This is a genomic window from Collinsella sp. AM15-2 (assembly GCF_003471985.1).
GTDB lineage: Bacteria > Actinomycetota > Coriobacteriia > Coriobacteriales > Coriobacteriaceae > Collinsella.
The window spans coordinates 1-16,922 of record NZ_QRKO01000011.1; the positions used below are offsets into that span (position 1 = coordinate 1).

Genomic DNA, 16,922 nt, shown 5'->3' on the forward strand with positions numbered 1-16,922 from the left:
AATGGCCTATCCGCTCAATGTGTTCGGCTGAGATCGGAAATCAACCCCAAACAGACTTTTTTGACCGTTTGCCCTACGAAATCGACCCGTTGGGGAAAAATAGCTTGACGTTTGGACGCTTCTCGTGCTTCAAAAGCCGACTATTAAGCTACATCTGCATGAAAGGGTTCTGCATGAGCTCGCGTGCCATGGTGGTCGAATCGCCATGACCGGTTAGGCAAACGGTATCGGGCGGGAGAAGCCGGGCGAGCTTGGAGAGCGAGCGCAGAATCGCCGCCTCGTCTCCTCCAGAAAGATCGGTGCGGCCGTGCCCACCCGGAAACAGGGTGTCGCCCACAAAGGCAATGTTCCCCTGCTCGGTGGCAGCAAACAAGACGATCCCGCCCGGCGTATGCCCTGGCGTCTCGATCACCTGCAGGTAGATATCGCCCACCTCGATAGCATCTCCCTCGGCGAGCAGGTGCGTCGGCTCCCCGGGGTCAGGCGTCTCAATGCCCCACATAGCTCGCTGTTCCTCGATGTTCGCATGCGGCACCGCCACATCCTTAGCACACAGCTCATACTGGCAGCCCTCGCCAAAGGTGGTTCGCACGCCTGCAACACCACCAACATGATCGGCATGGCCATGAGTGCATACGGCGCCAAACACGCGTACGCCGGGATGCTCGGCTCGAATATGCTCCACCAAGCGCTCGCCTTCCCATGCGGGGTCGATAATCACGCACTCATTGTCCGAAATGACAGCATAGCTATTGGTCTGAATGGGACCGTTTACGAGCGTCTCGATCTCGACCGATCCCTTGGGAGTTAAATCCAAGGACACAGCACTCATGTCCCTCTCCTCTCTATAGAACTCGAGGCATCAAACGATGCCTCGAGTGTAGCGAATATCGATAATGTGGCACGTTCGTCGCGACTAAACGCGGCGCTTAAGCTGGGCTCCACCCTCGCCGGGCATCAAGCGACGCGCGTCGTAGACCGAGTCAACGCTGCTGATAGAGGCCAGCAGCGGATCCAGACCACTCGCGTCCGAGATCTCGACCATAAAGCGCAGGGTTGCAATACCCTCGCGGTTGGTCGACGTGGCGGCAGAAAGGATATTGCCACCCGCATCGCCAATGGCAATGGTGACATCCTTGAGCAGGCCCATGCGGTCCAGGCACTCGACCACGATCTCGACCTGGAAGAGGGTGTCGGCAGCGCCGTCCCATTCCACATCGATCATGCGCTCGGGATGCTCCATAAGACCCTTGACGTTGGGGCAGTTGGCGCGATGCACCGAAACGCCACGACCGCGCGTGATGAAGCCGACGATGTCGTCGCCCGTCACGGGGTTGCAGCAATGGGCCAGACGGACCAGCAGGCCGCTGTTGCTCTCGCCCTTGACGATAATGCCGTTGCTGGCGCTCTTGCCGCGCTTTTGCGGCTTGCGGTTGGAGCCGCGGGCAGGCTGCTTGACAACCTCGGCGATAGCCTCGGCCTTGGTGAGCTGTTCCTCGGGTTTGGGGTCCAAGATTTGCTCGACCTTATTGCCAACGGCACGTGGGGCGACTTTGCCCGCACCAACGGCGGCAAACAGGTCCTCGAGCTGCTTATAGTTAAACTGCTCCGCCACGGCGTTGAGCGCACGCGTGGATCGTGGCGTAGAGATGCCATATCCGCGCTTGCGCAGGTCCTTAGCCAGTATATCGCGGCCGGCGGCAGCGTCGTCGTCCTTGGTCGCGGCGGCGAAGTAACGGCGGATCTTTGACTTGGCGGAAGGTGTCTTAACGATCTTGAGCCAATCACGCGACGGCTTGGAACTCTTGTTGGTCAGAATCTCGACACGGTCGCCCGTCTTGATCTCGTGCGTGAGCGGGGCCACCGCACCGTTGATCTTAGCGCCGACGCAGTGGTTTCCCACCTCGGTGTGAACGGCGTAGGCAAAGTCGAGCGGCGTGGAGCCGGCACGAAGCGCCATGACCTCGCCCTTGGGCGTAAAGACGAAAATCTCCTGATCGAAGAGGTCGACCTTCAGCGAATGCAGGTATTCCTTGGCGTCGGTGATCTCATCAGACGCAGCCCAATCGAGCGAATGTTTGAGCCAGTTAATCTGGTCGTCCAAGCGCTGGGCATCATTGGTCTTAGACGCGGACGATCCGCCCGACTTCTTATAGAGCCAGTGGGCGGCAATACCGTACTCGGCCTGCTCGTGCATCTCGTAGGTACGAATCTGAATCTCGAGCGGACGAGCCGTGGGGCCGATAACCGTCGTGTGGAGCGACTGGTAGTTATTGACCTTGGGCATGGCGATATAGTCTTTAAAGCGCCCGGGCATGGGGTGCCACAGCGTATGCACCGCACCGAGCGTGGAATAGCAATCGCGCACCGAATGCGTGATGACGCGCAGTGCCACCAGGTCGTAGATCTCGGAAAATTCCTTGCCCTTGCGCTTCATCTTTTGGTAGATGGACCAATAGTGCTTGGAACGGCCGTTGATCTGAAAGTCCTCCAGGCCAATGCGGTTGAGCTCGTCGGTGAGTGTCTTGATGGTCTCGGCCAGATAGCGCTCACGGACCTCGCGCGACTCCGCCACCATGCGTGCGATGCGCTGGTAGGCGTCGGGTTCAAGGTAGAAGAAGGACAGATCCTCGAGTTCCCATTTAATGGAGCTCATGCCCAGACGGTCGGCCAGGGGCGCATACACGTCCATGGTCTCGCGGGCCTTAAACAGGCGACGGTCCTCACGCAGGGCCGCAAGGGTGCGCATGTTGTGCAGACGGTCGGCAAGCTTAACGATGATGACGCGGATGTCCTTGGACATGGCGAGAAACATCTTGCGCAGCGTGAGCGCCTGTTTCTCGTCCATGCTGTCGACTTCGATGTTGGTGAGCTTGGTCACGCCATCGACGAGCTCGGCCACCGTATCGCCAAACAGGCCGGAAACATCGGCAAGCGAGGTCTCGGTATCCTCGACGGTATCGTGCAGCAGCGCGGCGCACACCACATCGCAGTCCATCTTGAGATCGGCCAAAATGATGGCTACCTCGACGGGATGGTTGATGTACATCTCACCCGAGCGGCGCTTTTGGTTGCAGTGCTTCTCGGCAGCAAAACAATAGGCCTGCTCCACCTTAGAAAAGTCGTCCTCATTCATATATTTGAGGCACAGGCGCTCCAGCTTGTCGTAGCTGTCCGCCATAATCTCGGGCGGCAGCTCATCGGCATGCTTATAGTGCTCCATCTCCGAGAACGGCTGGAGGGCGGAATCATGGGCGGTACGGGCTGCGGCATCCATCGAGGTCCCCTTCCCCTAGGCCCGCGGTACGATCGGGCGGTTAACTTTGGCTAGCATATCAGAAGCGCACGAATCGAGCGCCCAACTCCGGAAAGCCGAGAACTCCATGCGCGAGCGCAAGCCCTCCAAATAGCGAATTGACCTGCTCAATTGCACACGGCCGGGGTTTTCGGCCATCGCGATGCGACGGGTGTCGTCAAACCCCGAAACGCGACAGAAGCCAAGCTCTTCGAAGATTCCCAGGCCACTTTCCACCGAGCGCTCGTCGACCGGCGTGCGAGCATCGATGGCAAGGCACATCTGCGCGATGTCGATATCGCTCGCGCTAAAGGAATCGTCCCCGGTCTTGCCGCGGTTGGAGCGCCACATGGTTTGCAGCGCGCGATAGAGCGTGACGAGCTCGTCGCGCTCGGGCGCATAGCAGTCGAGTAGGCGCTCGTTAATGCGGGCGTCGCGCGACGAATAGAGCAGGTGAATCACGGCGGGCTGTCCATCGCGACCGGCGCGGCCACTCATCTGGTTAAACTCAATCGCGCCAAACGGCATGTGATAGAGCACGACATGGCGAATATCGGGAAGGTTGACGCCCTCGCCAAAGGCCGAAGTCGAGACGATGCAACTGAGGCTGCCGTCTCGGAATGCTTCCTCCACGCGGCGGCGATCGGGGCGCGCAAGACCCGCGTTATAGAACGCGATATGGGTTGCGCAATCGGGCACACGCTTGCGCAACGTCTTGGCGAGCGCCACGGACTGGTCGCGCGAATTAACGTAGATGACGGTCTTCTCCCCCGTCGCCACGATCGACACCAAACGGTTCTCGCGGCTCGCAAGGTCGCGGTCGTCCTCGAGCTGTAGGTTCTCGCGCACCGTCTCGTCGACCACCGTGCGAGTGATCGGCAGCATGCGGGCAAGCTCGGCCACGACCGGAGCCGTTGCGGTGGCAGTCGTGGCCAGAACGACCGGATCGCCCAGGGCTTTGAGGATATCGGGCATGTCGAGATAGGCGCTGCGGTCGCCGCCCTTGGCAAGGCCGGCGTGGTGCGCCTCATCGATAACGACAAAGCCGATACGGCCCGAACGCGCGAAGCGGTCGCGGTGAATAGACAGGAACTCGGGCGTCGTGAGCACGATGCCGGTGCGGCCCGAAGCCAGGCCGGCGAACACGTCATCGCGTGCGGCTTCCACGGTCTCGCCGGTCAGCACGCCAACGCCAATGCCAAGCGCTGCCATCGTCGACGAGAGATGATAGGCCTGGTCGGCAACGAGCGCGCGCAGCGGATAGACAAAGATGCTCGCACGTCCGCGAAGGACAGCCTCGCGCGCAGCATGTACATGGAAGATGAGAGACTTGCCGCGGCCCGTTCCCATAACGGCCAAGACGCTCTGGTGGTCAGCCAAGGCATCGAGTGCCTCAACCTGTGCGCGGTGCGGCTGGTTCGATCCGATAAAGCTATGGATAAGCGAGCGCGTGAGCTCGGTATAGGAAAGCTGGGCGAGCGTCTCGCGCTTACGCGACTCCAGGCGCAGGCCGGAATCCGCCGGCTGCACGCCACGACGAAGCTCGCATGCCGGATCGTCGACGCTGGGCAGCGTGGTATCGCGGACCAGAACATCCTTGATCATGAGCTTGGGCTTCACACGCCCCTGCCAATGCTCGGCAACGGCCTCGAACACCAAGTCGACAGCGCTATCGCAGTTGATGAGCTTATCGATTTGCGGCACGCGGAACATAATGGCCGGCACACTCGCGGCGCCATCGGTCGCCACAAAGCGCATGTGCTCGCCGGTTTTGCCCACCACGGCGCGATCGCACATTGTCACGCCCTCGGCCGCCAACAGCGGCACCTTGTTGCCCTGGCCAAACGGCTCAAGACGGGAGATCTGCTCGATGGTCTCAATATTCAGCTCGAAAAGGTCGACGGTGGCGGCGACCTCGTCGGTGTCTTCAAAGTCCTCGGCGGGAAGCTCCGATAGCACGGCGGAAAGGCGGCGGCGGAACTCATCGAGCTTGGATGCCTCGATGGTCACACCCACCGCACCGGCATGTCCGCCGCGACGAATCAGCAGGTCGGAACAGCGCTCGACGGCGTCAAACAGGTTAACTTTGCCCACCGAGCGACCAGAGCCGCGCGCGATACCGTCCTCGATCGAGAACAGCAGCGCCGGCACGTGATAGCGGTTGGTCAGACGGCTTGCCACGATGCCCTTGACGCCCTCGTGCCAGCCCTCGCCACCCACGACGATTGCGCGTCCGCCGTCATAGGTCTTCTCGACCTTTGCCATGGCATCGCGCGTGAGCTCCGCCTCGATCTCACGGCGCTGGCGGTTGATTTCCTCGAGCTCAGCCGCCAGCGCGCTTGCTTCGATGGGATCGCGGGCAAGCAGCAGGTCGAGCGCCAGCTTGGGATCGGCCATGCGACCGGCAGCGTTTAAGCGGGGAATGAGCGAGAACGATAGGCCATCCGCCGTAATGCTCGAAAGGTCCGCCTTGGCGAGCGCGGCAAGCGCGATATAGCCGGGACGAGCGGTTACGCGCATCTGCTGGATGCCCTCGGCAACCAGCGCGCGGTTCTCGGGCGTGAGCGGCATCATGTCGGACACGGTGCCCAGCGCCGCGACCTCGATTAGCGAACGCCAATACGACGGCTTGCCCAAGCGCTCACCCAGGACTTGCACCAGCTTGAGCGCCACACCAGCACCGGCAAGTTCACGCGAGGGTCCCTCATCCTCGAGCTTGGGGTCGGTCAGGGGCACGCTCTGCGGCACCTGGTCGGAGGGCTCGTGATGGTCCGTAACCACCAGATCGATTCCCAGGCTCTCCAGATAGGAAACCTCTTCCTTGGCGGCAATGCCGTTATCGACGGTCACGATCAACTGGGGGCGAGCGAGCTCGTTAACGCGGTCGAGCGCCGCGCGCGAGAGACCGTAGCCCTCGTCAAAGCGATGCGGAATAAACGGCGTGACATCGGCGCCAAACGTGCGCAGTGCCTCGGTTAACAGGCAGGTCGACGTAATACCGTCAACGTCAAAATCGCCAAAGACCGCGATGTGCTCGTGGTTGCGAATAGCACGCTCGACGCGGTCGGCAACGACCGACATGCCCGGGATAATGAGTGGGTCAGCCCAGTCGCGATCGAGCGAAGGCGTCAAAAACAGCTGGCCTTCTTCGATGGATGTAATGCCGTGCGCAACCATAATGCGCGCCACCAGCCCGGGTATTCCCAGGCCAGCCGAAAGCTCCTTTTCGAGTTCGGGATTTTGCTGAGCGACCGCCCAGCGATGCGTCGTCTTAAGCGATGACATAGGCGCCCACCCCCGATAGGGGCAGGTCGCCGCGATACCTCTCACGGTTCATAGCGATGAGTCCTCTGTGTATGCCCGCTTCGGCAGGCAGATCTGTTGAACGAATTTATTATACCGTGCAGCGCGGACGCAAATCGCCGCAGTACGCCGCGGTTTCGGTAAACGATGCCGGTAATAGCCTCGAAATATTCAGGCGTTTCTGACGCACGGACGCACGCGAGCGTCTAGCATATCCATTCAAAACGGATTCACGAACAAAGGGAGTCACAAGAGCATATGAAGCAATGGGTTGGACTGGGCAAGTTTCTCGCGGGGCACATGCAGGTCATCGTTCCGATTTGCGTGGCGCTCGGCGTGCTCTTTCCCCAACAGATTGGCGCACTCAAGCCCATCGTTCCCACCTTGTTTGCCTTTATGACGTTTCAGGGTGCGCTCAGCAACACCTTTCACCAGGTAACCGAGGTGTTCCGCCGTCCTCTGCACCTGGTCTTGGCGCTGCTCGTCTCGGCGGTGTTTATTCCCATCGCGGCGTATGCCATGGGGTCACTCTTCTTTGGCTCCAACCCCAACCTTGTCTGCGGCATCGTGCTCGAGTACAGCGTACCCGTGGCAGTCACTGCCTTTATGTGGATTAGCATGTTCGGCGGCAACGGCCCGCTCGCGCTCACCATCATCCTGACGTCCTCGGTCATCTCACCTGTGACGATTCCGCTTACGCTCAAGCTCCTGCTGGGCGCCACCGTCTCGATCGATGTTCCGGGCATGATGCAGAACATGGCCTTTATGATCGCCATCCCCGCCGTGCTCGGCATCGTGATCAACGAACTCACGCGCGGATGGGGACACGAAAAGCTCTCGCCCGCGCTCTCGCCCGCCTGCAAGTTCATGATGATGGGCGTTATCGCGTCCAACTCCACCGCCATGAGTGAGTACGTGCTGCACATGAACGCGGAGCGCCTGGAAGTTGCCCTCTTTATTTTTATCTTCGCCATCAGCGGCTTTATCGTCGGCATTCTGGTCGCCCGCGTACTGCATCTGCCGTATAGCGAGACGACCACCATGTGCTTTACCTGCGGTATGCGCAATATCTCTTCGGGCGCCGTCATCGCCACGCAGTACTTTCCGGGCGAAGTCGTGTTTCCCGTCATGTGCGGAACGCTGTTTCAGCAGGTACTTGCCTCGCTTATCGGCCATCTCTTTGAGCACCTGACCAGCGAGGAGCGCGCAGCGCAGCGCAAGCGGGTCGAGGCCGGCCGCGACGCCATGGCACGCTAGTTTGTCCGCTTTGTTCGAGCGCTCCCCTTGTTACTCAAGCGCCATGGGATGAACACGCAGCCAGCGCGGGCTACGCCTCCAGCGGCACGATCTTGGTGCCATGCAGCTCGGAGACGCCAAGCGCCGCCGCCACGGCATCGCGGTTGGCCGTGGTAATGCCGCCGCCGGGAAGGATGGTCAGGCGCCCGGCCGCATACTCAACAAGGCGCGACAGGTGCTCCAGGTTGTCCTCGATCGCCGTGCCAGCGGCGCCGCCGTGCGTCAGGATGCGCGTAACGCCGCAATCAACAAGCGTATCGAGTGCGTCGAGCTGAGCCTCGGGGAAAAGCTGGTCAAATGCCATATGGAAGGTGATGTCGACGGGATCGCGCTTGCACTCCTCGGCTGCACATCCCGCAGCCATCACCAAGGCACCGAGTGTGAGCTCGTCGAGCGCCCATCCGCCAGCACAGCGTTTGCAGCAGCCAAAGACGAGGCCGTCGACACCGGCACTTACGGCAAGGCCCAGGTCCATCTCCATCATGCGCAGCTCGTCTTGGTTGTACTGGAAGTCGCCGCCGCGCGGACGAATCATGCACATCACGCGTGCATCGTGCTCGTGAGCATAGTTGACCGTAGCGCTGATAACGCCGGCGGAAGGCGTGGTGCCGCCAACGGCCAAGTTGTCGCACAGCTCAATGCGAACCGCACCGGCCTCGATAGCCGCCGGTACCCGCCCAAAGTTCTCGGCGCAAAACTCGTACAGCATAGATAGCCTCCAGAAGACATTTCTATTTCCACACGGCATTGTCGCACGTTAAATAGCAACCCGCACGATGGAACAAAACCTTGACAAGGAGTGTCCCAAAGTGCCGGCACATAAGGAGCGTCCCCAGGTGCCACCTTGAGCGATGGGCACTCATTTAAGTACGTCCCCAATGAGTACCCGCAGGGGACAGACAGACCGGACTCCCTATACGACAACTGTTGACATCATATACTATGTGTCATATAGTAGGTGTTACACAGTATACTACGAAAGGAGGTGTGCGGATGGAGGCACAGATGAAGCGCGGCTTCCTCGAGGCCTGCGTGCTCGCGGCCGTCTCGGGCGAGGAATCCTACGGCTATCAGATCGTGAAGGACGTGCCCGCGAGTATGGGGCTCACGGAATCCACGCTCTATCCGTTGCTCAAGCGCCTGGAGAAGGCGGGCTGCATCACCGCGCGCTCCGCCGAACACAACGGGCGGCTGCGGAGGTACTACCGCATCACGGACGCCGGGTGCGAGCGTATCGCCGAGTTCCTCGCCGAATGGCCATCCGTGCAGAAGATCTACCGTTACGTGGAGGGGGCGCACCATGACGCGCGATGAGTTCTTGAACCGACTGGGCGAGCTTCTGGCCTGCCTGCCGGCAGATCAGGTAAAGGAAACGCAGGAGTTCTACGCGGAGGCCATCGCCGACCGTATGGAGGACGGCATGACGGAGGCCGAGGCTGTGGCCGCCATGGGCACGCCCGGTGAGGTCGCCGAGGCAACGCTCGACGAACTGCCCGCCGTGCCGCGCGCGATCGCGAGGACCAAGCGCAAGAGCACGGCACTTCTATGGGCGCTCGCCATCGTGGGCTCTCCGATATGGATTCCGCTGCTGCTCGCGTTCGTCGCCGTTGCCGCTGCAGTCTACATCTGTATTTGGGTTCTTGCGCTCTGCGTGTGGATCGTGGCCGCGGCATTCGGGGGCGCGGGCCTGGTAGGGCTCCTGTTCGCCGTGGACGGCATCATTATCGGGCATGTTCCGTACGTTTTGGCCTCGATGGGAATTGGATTCGCTTCCATCGGTGTGGCGCTCCTCACGGGAGCCGGCGCCTGGACGGCGTCCAAGCAGATCGCGCGCCTCTCTGCCCTTTGGGCGAAGAAAGCCGTTTCGCCCTTCTGGAAAGATCGAGGCAATAAGAGCCGCATGGGCGCCGAAGCGGCGCCGCTCACGGCATAGGAAGGAGTGCAAACATGTCCAGCGTAAAAAGGATTTACCTTGCCGTAGCGGGTGGGCTTGTTGCCACGGGGCTCGTCCTGGCTGCTATCGGATTTGTGGCCTCCGGCTTTAACCTCGCTGTGCTCAACACGCAGATCGACCTGCGCGATGACACCATCATTCTGGGTGGTGTTGAAATAGACGACCCGACAGGGCTTCCACTCATCGAGCAGCTTGCCGAGGTCGGCGAGATCCATATTGGATCTGCAACGACTGGTTCGTCTTCTCCTCGCAAATGATCGAGCTCGTAGCAGCCGTCCCCCCCCCTTCGGGCGCACCACGACGGGCATGAGCACGCCGCGCTCGGAGCCTTTTTGCGAGACCTTCCGTCACGCTCTTCCTGCGTGGTGAACCGGTCATCGACCGACGAGAGGCTGATGGGAATCTCTCGACTTCGGGCCAATCCCGCTCACCGATCTGGTCTTCCTTCGTGATGCGCACATAAGCGAGCAGACACCGCGCAGAGCTTCAGCGCGGCCGCACTTCCACGTCTATGACGGAGGTGCCCGGCGGCGTCTTGGCGATCCCCTTGTTTGCAGGCGTTAGCGCGTGGGGATCGCCCACTCGGGGGTCGAGGTCGCCGAGGACGGCGGCGAACCTCGCGGTGTCATTCGACATCGCGAGGTTCCCGGACCATGACCACCTGGCCTCGTACCGCGGCATAGCCCCAAGGGTGAGGAGCTTCGGCACGTCGATCAGGGCGCCCGCGCAGCGTCGGCCGGTCCGCCGTTCGGCAGAACGGCGGAAGTCCCTAGCCGCCCAGGTAGGCTTTGCGGACGTTATCGTCGTGCAGGAGCTCTTGGCCGGTGCCAGTCATGGTGATCTTGCCGGTCTCGAGCACGTAGCCGCGTGTGGCGATCGAGAGCGCCATCTGCGCATTCTGCTCGACCAGAAGCACCGTGGTGCCGGCCTTGTGCAGGTCCTCGACAATCTGGAAAATCTGCTCAATCAGAATCGGCGCCAGGCCCATGGAAGGCTCGTCGAGCATGAGCAGCTTGGGGTTGCTCATAAGGGCACGGCCCATGACGAGCATCTGCTGCTCGCCGCCCGAAAGGGTGCCGGCGACCTGGCGGCGGCGCTCCTTCAGGCGCGGGAACTGCTCGTAGACGCGCTCAAGGCCCGGAGCAACCGTGGACTTGGGCTGTGTATAGGCGCCCATCTCCAGGTTCTCCTCGACCGTCATCTGCAAAAAGGCGCGACGGCCCTCGGGAACCTGGGCCAGGCCCTTGCCCACCAACTTGTCGGCAGGCGTATGGGTAATGTCCTCGCCCATAAACTTGATGGAGCCGGTCTTGGAACGCAACAGGCCCGAGACGGTTTTAAGCGTTGTAGACTTGCCGGCACCGTTGGCGCCAATCAGGGCCACGATCTCGCCCTCGTTGACGTTAAAGGAGATGTCCTTGATGGCGTGGATAGCGCCGTACCAGACGTTGATGTTGTAGACGGAAAGCATCGGCTCTGCCATTTAGTTCTCCCCCTTATCCTGCTTGCCCAGATATGCCTCAATAACGGCGTCGTTGTTCTGGATCTCCTCGGCCGTGCCCTTGGCGATGACCTTACCAAAGTTGAGCACGCAGATGCCCTCGCAGATGTTCATGACGAGCGACATATCATGCTCGATAAGCATAATGGCGATGCCAAAGGTGTCGCGGATCTTGACGATGTTCTCCATGAGCTCCGCGGTCTCGGACGGGTTCATGCCGGCGGCAGGCTCGTCGAGCAGCAGCAGTTTGGGGTTGGTGGCAAGCGCGCGGACGATCTCCAGACGACGCTGGGCGCCGTAAGGCAGCGAGCCGGCCTGCTCGTTTGCCAGGTGCTCCATATCAAAGATGGACAGCAGCTCCATGGCGCGCTCGTGGGCGGCCTTCTCGTGCTTCCAGTACGTCGGCAGACGCAGCACGCCCTCAAAACCAGAGTAGCGCTCCTGGTTGTGCAGGCCGACCTTAACGTTGTCCTCCACCGTCATGGTGTTGAACAGGCGAATGTTCTGGAAGGTACGGGCGATACCCATACGGTTGACCTGATAGACCGACTTGCCCGAGGTGTCCTCGCCGTCGAGCAGGATAGTACCGTGCGTGGGCTGGTACACCTTGGTGAGCAGGTTGAAGACCGTGGTCTTACCGGCACCGTTGGGACCGATCAGACCGGCGATCTCGGTCTTACCGATGGTCAGGCTAAAGTCGTCGACTGCCTTAAGGCCGCCAAATTCAATGCCCAAGTGGATGCACTCGAGCGCCGGGCGCTGGCCCAGGTCGCGGTCGGGAACGATGGCGCCAGAAGGATACGGGACCATCTTGCCCTTGTTGAACTCAAACTTACTGGGCATCGGCTGCTACCTCCTTCTTGGAAGCAAAGCGGTCCTTAATGCGTGCGAAGAACGCCTTGAGCTGCGGGTTGTTGGTAAAGATCATGACCAGGATCAGCACGATGGCGTAGATGAGCATGCGGTAGTCCGAGAACTGACGGAGCAGCTCGGGAAGCACCGTGAGCAACGCCGCCGCGATGACGGAGCCGCGCATATTGCCCAGACCGCCCAGGACCACGAATACCAGGATGAGGATGGACGTGTTGAAGTCGAACTTGGTGGCGGAAAGCTGCGAGAAGTTACCGCCGAAGAGGGCTCCGGCAGCGCCGGCGAGAGCGGCGGAAACCACGAAGGCGATCATGCGGTACTCGGTGACGGAGATGCCCACGGACTCGGCAGCGATCTTGTTGTCGCGCACGGCCATAATGGCACGGCCGGTACGGCTGCGAACCAGGTTGAGCACGATCACGAGTGCGACCATGACCAGGACGGCACCGGCGAGGAAGGTCGAGTACGTCGACACGCCCGATGCGCCCTGGGCGCCCTTGATGATGGCGGTGCCGTCCTCGAGCAGGTGCAGGTCGTCGATCGTGGAGTTACCTGTAATGTTAAAGATCACATGCAGGCCGCGGGAGTCGACGCCCACGATAAGGCAGGTGACGATCTCTTTGATGATCTCGCCAAAGGCCAGCGTCACGATAGCCAGGTAATCGCCGCTCAGGCGAAGGACCGGGATGCCGATCAAGAAGCCCAGGATGGCGGCAGCGATGGCGCCGACCACGATGCTGATGATAAGGCGCACCGGATCGGAGGGAACGGCGCTCTCCAGCGCGACGGCGGTGACGATTCCCGTATAGGCACCGACACTCATAAAGCCCGCGTGGCCCAGCGACAAGTCGCCCGCGATGCCGACGACGAGGTTAAGGGAGATGGCCATGACGATATAGGCCGTAATGGGAACCAGCTGACCGGCGATCATGCGCGGAATCATGTGGTTGGACTGCATAAAGAACACGATGGCGAACGCCACAAGGCACATGGCGTACGTAACAAAGTCGTGACGCGTCTGCTTGTCTTTAAGAAACTTCATAACGCTCACCTACACCTTCTCGGGGACGTACTTGCCCAAGAGGCCGGCAGGCTTGACGAGCAGGACGATGATCAGAACACCAAAGACGATGGAGTTGGCAAGGCTCGTGGAAATGTAGGCCTGCGCCATCGCCTCGATGATGCCGATGAGAATGCCACCGACAAAGGCGCCGGGGATGGAGCCGATACCGCCAAAGACGGCGGCGTCGAAGGCCTTGATGCCAGGCATGGCACCCGTCGTGGGCTGCAGCACCGGCGAGTAGGAGCACAGGAGCACGCCGGCGATGGCGGCAAGGGCAGAGCCGATGGCAAACGTCATCGAGATGGTGCGGTTGACGTTGATGCCCATGAGCTGAGCGGCGGCCTTGTCCTCGGACACGGCGCGCATGGCTTTGCCCATCTTGGTCTTACCTGTAAAGAACATCAGGCCGGCCATGATAACCAGGCAGGCGACGATGGTGACGAGCGACACGGCGCTCACGTTGAACTTGGCCAAGAACTCCGGCACCGGGAAGGTGACGAGCGAAGTGAAGTTCTTGGGCGTGGCGCCCCACAGAAGCTGCGCGGCATTCTGCAGGAAGTAGGACACGCCGATGGCCGTGATCAAAACGGCCAGCGGGCCTGCTTGGCGCAGCGGCTTATAGGCCAGACCCTCAATGAGAACACCGAGAACCGTGCAGACCACGCAAGAGAGAATTACAGATGCCCAGCCCGGGAGGCCGAGATACGACGTGGCGCAGAACGAGACATAGGCACCGACCATGATGACGTCGCCGTGAGCGAAGTTCAGCATCTTGGCGATACCGTAGACCATGGTGTAGCCCAACGCGATGATGGCGTAGACGCTGCCCATGGACAGGCCGTTGACCAGGTATTGGATAAAGACCGTCATGTTCCACATCCCCCTTTCGAATAGGTTTCCAGTTGATGTATGAAACAGGGACGTTACACTGTCCCTAGATACCAAGCAAGCAGGGAAGGCCAAAACCTCCCCTGCTTGGGATCAAAACCGCTCTATGTAAGGCGGTCTATTAGGCCTGTACGTACTTGCCATCGGTGATAACGTACGCCGTGGGGTCCTTCTGGACCTGACCCTTATCGTTCCAGGTGAGCTTGCCGGTCAGACCGTCAACGGTAATCTTGAGCATAGCCTTGGGCAGCTTCTCGGCGACCTCGGTCGGATCGGCGTCGACACCAAGACCGGCCTCCTTGAGGGCCTCAGCCACCGCGTGCACGCCATCGTAGGCGTCGGCGGCAAACTGGTCGGGGGTATCGCCGTACTTATCCTTGTAAGCGTTGACGAAGTCGGCATTCTTCTCGTCGTCGGCGGAGAACGGGGTCATAAGCAGCAGGCCCTCGGCAAGAGAAGTGTCGAAGCCCTCAACGCCCAGGACGCCGTCCATGCCGTCGCAGCCCATCATCTTGACGTCGTAGCCCATGTCCTTGGCGTTCTTGAGCAGGACGGACGCCGGCGTGTAGTAGATCGGCGCGAAGATCATGGTGGCGCCGGCCTGCTTGGCCTTGGTCAGCTGGTTGGTAAAGCTCGTGGCAGAGTCGTCCTTAAAGGTCTCCTCGTCAACAATCTCGAGCTTAGACTCAGCGGCCTGGGCCTTAAAGGAATCTGCGATACCCGAAGAATAGGCGTCGCCGGAGTTATAGAACAGTACGAACTTCTCGTCCGCATACTTCTGCGCCAGGAACTTGGCAGCGTTGACGCCCTGGTTGGGGTCGGTAAAGCAAACCTGGAAGACGCAATCCTTGCCGTCGGTGACGTCCTCGGAGGACGCGGACGGGGTGATCATGAACGTCTTGGGGTCGTTACCGCACTCTGCGGCAACGGCAACCGACGCACCCGTGGTGGTCGGGCCGACAAGGGCCTGCATGCCCCAGTCGAGCAGGGTATTAAAGGCGTTGACGGCCTTCTCGCCGTCGGCCTGGTCGTCCTCGGCCTTGCTGGCAAGCGGCAGCTCCTTGGTGGAGAAGTCCTTGCAGCCAAGCTCGACGCCCTGGGTAACGGACTTGCCGTAGGACGCGGCGGCACCGGTCAGCGGGCCGATGGTGCCGATCTTAAACGAAGCGTCGCCCGAAGCGGAACCGCTGTCGCCGCCGTTGGAGGAGCAGCCAGCTAGAATGGACATCGCCCCCAGACCTGCTGCGCTCGCGATAACGCTCCTGCGATTCATAACAGGGTTCAATGACTTACCGGTGAGGCTCGACATGCGGCTCTCCTCTCAAATCTCGTCGGGTTTCGGTTACCCAACAGGCCATCCTTCGCCGTGTTCGGCGTTCGCAAAATAGTAGACGCTTTAGTTGAGAAAAGTGGCGATTATTTCAACTATTCTTTTGTTTTGTCCGTTTATCCATAATTATGCGTATTTCTATTGGTTTATGCAGTTTAGCCACTTTATTGTGTGAAAGTAATGTTTCCATTCTGTTACAAGCTTCCCTGTCCTGATTAAAACGGCCTCACCGGTAGCGCTTTATACGCACTTAGGCGGCGATGTACTTGCCGTCCTGGATCACATAGGCTGTAGCGGGCTTCTCGACTTGGCCCTCGTCGTTCCACGTGAGCTCGCCCGTCAGGCCCTCGATCTTGATCTTGCGCATGGCCTTGGCAAGATCGCCGGCAATGTCGGCGCCGTCGGCCGTAATATCGATGTCTGCCTTATCGATAGCCTCGACAATCGCATGGACGCAGTCATAGGCATCGGCGGCAAACTGGTTGGGCGTCTCGTCGTAGGCGTCCTTATATGCCTTGACAAAGTCGGCGTTCTTCTCATCGTCGGCAGAGAACGGGGTCATGAGCAGCACGCCCTCGGCAAGGGAGGTGTCGAAGCCCTCAACGGAGAGCAGGCCGTCCATGCCGTCGGTACCCATGAGGGTCATGTCGTATCCCATGTCCTTGGCGTTCTTGAGCAAAACGGACGCCGGCGTGTAGTAGATCGGCGCAAAGATGAGCGTGGCGCCGGCCTCCTTGGCCTTGGTGAGCTGGTTGGTAAAGCTCGTGGAGGAGTCGTCCTTAAAGGTCTCGGTATCGACGATATCAAGTTTGGACTCCTTGGCCTGCTCGGCAAAGGCATCGGCAACACCCGAGCTGTACGTATCGCCGGAGTTGTAGAACAGGGCGATCTTGGCGTCTGCATACTTCTCGGCCAAAAACTTGGCAGCACTCGCGCCCATGGTGGGGTCGGTAAAGCAAACCTGGAAAACCGTGGTCTTGTCCTTGGTGACGTCGAGGGACGAAGCAGAGGGCGTGACCATGAGCATATCGTCGGCGATCTCGCCCGAGACAGCGACGGCGGCACCAGTCGTGACGGGGCCGACGAGCGCCTGCATGCCCCAGTCGCACAGGGTATTGAAAGCGTTGATAGCCTTCTCGCCGTCGGCGACGTCATCCTCGGACTTAAGCGAGAGTTTGAGGTCCTTGGTCGAGAAATCCTTGGCGGCAAGCTTGGCACCCTTCTCGGCCGAAACGCCATAGGTTGCCGCGGCGCCGGTCAGAGGGCCGATGACACCGATCTTGAAGGTCTTGCCGTCATCGGCGGTGCCGCCGTCCGAGCCACCCGACGAGCAACCAGCGAGTGCGGCGGTGCTGCCGAGCGCCGCAGCGCCGGCGAGAAAGTTCCTACGGCTGAGCGTGCTGTTGATGTTGAACATGGTGT

Annotated in this window: 14 protein-coding genes; 4 read left to right on the top strand and 10 right to left on the bottom strand. The window is 60.5% G+C overall.

Features of this window, described 5'->3' with window-relative positions:
• Positions 1-148 precede the first annotated feature (148 nt).
• The 3 genes from DW171_RS06015 to recJ form a co-directional block, all read right to left on the bottom strand.
• Entirely contained in the window at positions 149-832 is a 684-nt protein-coding gene (locus tag DW171_RS06015; protein WP_118270717.1) for an MBL fold metallo-hydrolase, read from the bottom strand.
• Between the two features lie 84 nt (positions 833-916).
• Entirely contained in the window at positions 917-3,277 is a 2,361-nt protein-coding gene (locus DW171_RS06020; RefSeq protein WP_117774295.1) for a bifunctional (p)ppGpp synthetase/guanosine-3',5'-bis(diphosphate) 3'-pyrophosphohydrolase, read from the bottom strand.
• A 15-nt stretch (positions 3,278-3,292) separates the two neighbouring features.
• Positions 3,293-6,580 carry a single-stranded-DNA-specific exonuclease RecJ gene (gene recJ / locus DW171_RS06025; RefSeq protein WP_118270719.1) on the bottom strand — a complete coding sequence of 1,096 codons (3,288 nt, stop codon included), beginning with the start codon at positions 6,578-6,580 and terminating at the stop codon, positions 3,293-3,295.
• A gap of 276 nt (positions 6,581-6,856) precedes the next feature.
• On the opposite strand from recJ, the gene DW171_RS06030 reads away from it, so the two are divergent.
• Complete coding sequence (locus DW171_RS06030) at positions 6,857-7,855, top strand: bile acid:sodium symporter family protein (protein ID WP_118270720.1); 999 nt, start codon at positions 6,857-6,859, stop codon at positions 7,853-7,855.
• Positions 7,856-7,925: 70 nt separating this feature from the next.
• Here the strand turns inward: DW171_RS06030 and DW171_RS06035 are convergent, their stop codons facing one another.
• A complete protein-coding gene (locus tag DW171_RS06035) occupies positions 7,926-8,603 on the bottom strand; it encodes a copper homeostasis protein CutC (protein ID WP_118270721.1) in 678 nt (225 codons plus the stop codon).
• 284 nt (positions 8,604-8,887) lie between these two features.
• Here DW171_RS06035 and DW171_RS06040 point away from each other — a divergent pair, with 284 nt between their 5' ends.
• Genes DW171_RS06040 through DW171_RS06050 form a run of 3 tightly spaced genes read left to right on the top strand, consistent with a single transcriptional unit; the run spans position 8,888 to position 10,105 of the window.
• Positions 8,888-9,208 (top strand): PadR family transcriptional regulator, encoded by a 321-nt coding sequence (locus DW171_RS06040; RefSeq protein WP_199586882.1) that lies wholly within the window; start codon positions 8,888-8,890, stop codon positions 9,206-9,208.
• The gene (locus DW171_RS06045) at positions 9,195-9,827 is read left to right on the top strand and encodes a DUF1700 domain-containing protein (protein ID WP_118270722.1); all 633 of its coding nucleotides are present in this window, start codon (positions 9,195-9,197) and stop codon (positions 9,825-9,827) included. Before DW171_RS06040 ends, DW171_RS06045 begins: the two co-directional genes overlap by 14 nt.
• Before the next feature lie 14 nt (positions 9,828-9,841).
• Positions 9,842-10,105 (top strand): hypothetical protein, encoded by a 264-nt coding sequence (locus DW171_RS06050; protein ID WP_089573305.1) that lies wholly within the window; start codon positions 9,842-9,844, stop codon positions 10,103-10,105.
• 512 nt (positions 10,106-10,617) lie between these two features.
• On the opposite strand, the gene DW171_RS06060 is transcribed toward DW171_RS06050, so the two are convergent.
• The 6 genes from DW171_RS06060 to DW171_RS06085 form a co-directional block, all read right to left on the bottom strand.
• On the bottom strand, positions 10,618-11,319 hold the full coding sequence (locus DW171_RS06060; RefSeq protein WP_035137222.1) for an ABC transporter ATP-binding protein: 702 nt from the start codon (positions 11,317-11,319) through the stop codon (positions 10,618-10,620).
• A gap of 12 nt (positions 11,320-11,331) precedes the next feature.
• A complete protein-coding gene (locus DW171_RS06065; protein ID WP_089573307.1) occupies positions 11,332-12,192 on the bottom strand; it encodes an ABC transporter ATP-binding protein in 861 nt (286 codons plus the stop codon).
• A complete protein-coding gene (locus DW171_RS06070; protein ID WP_089573308.1) occupies positions 12,182-13,261 on the bottom strand; it encodes a branched-chain amino acid ABC transporter permease in 1,080 nt (359 codons plus the stop codon). Before DW171_RS06070 ends, DW171_RS06065 begins: the two co-directional genes overlap by 11 nt.
• 9 nt (positions 13,262-13,270) lie before the next feature.
• Positions 13,271-14,152, bottom strand: a complete 882-nt coding sequence (locus tag DW171_RS06075; protein ID WP_089573309.1) for a branched-chain amino acid ABC transporter permease — start codon at positions 14,150-14,152, stop codon at positions 13,271-13,273.
• 139 nt (positions 14,153-14,291) lie between these two features.
• Positions 14,292-15,479 carry an ABC transporter substrate-binding protein gene (locus DW171_RS06080; RefSeq protein ID WP_118270723.1) on the bottom strand — a complete coding sequence of 396 codons (1,188 nt, stop codon included), beginning with the start codon at positions 15,477-15,479 and terminating at the stop codon, positions 14,292-14,294.
• 271 nt (positions 15,480-15,750) lie between these two features.
• A complete protein-coding gene (locus tag DW171_RS06085; protein WP_089573311.1) occupies positions 15,751-16,917 on the bottom strand; it encodes an ABC transporter substrate-binding protein in 1,167 nt (388 codons plus the stop codon).
• Positions 16,918-16,922: the final 5 nt, after the last annotated feature.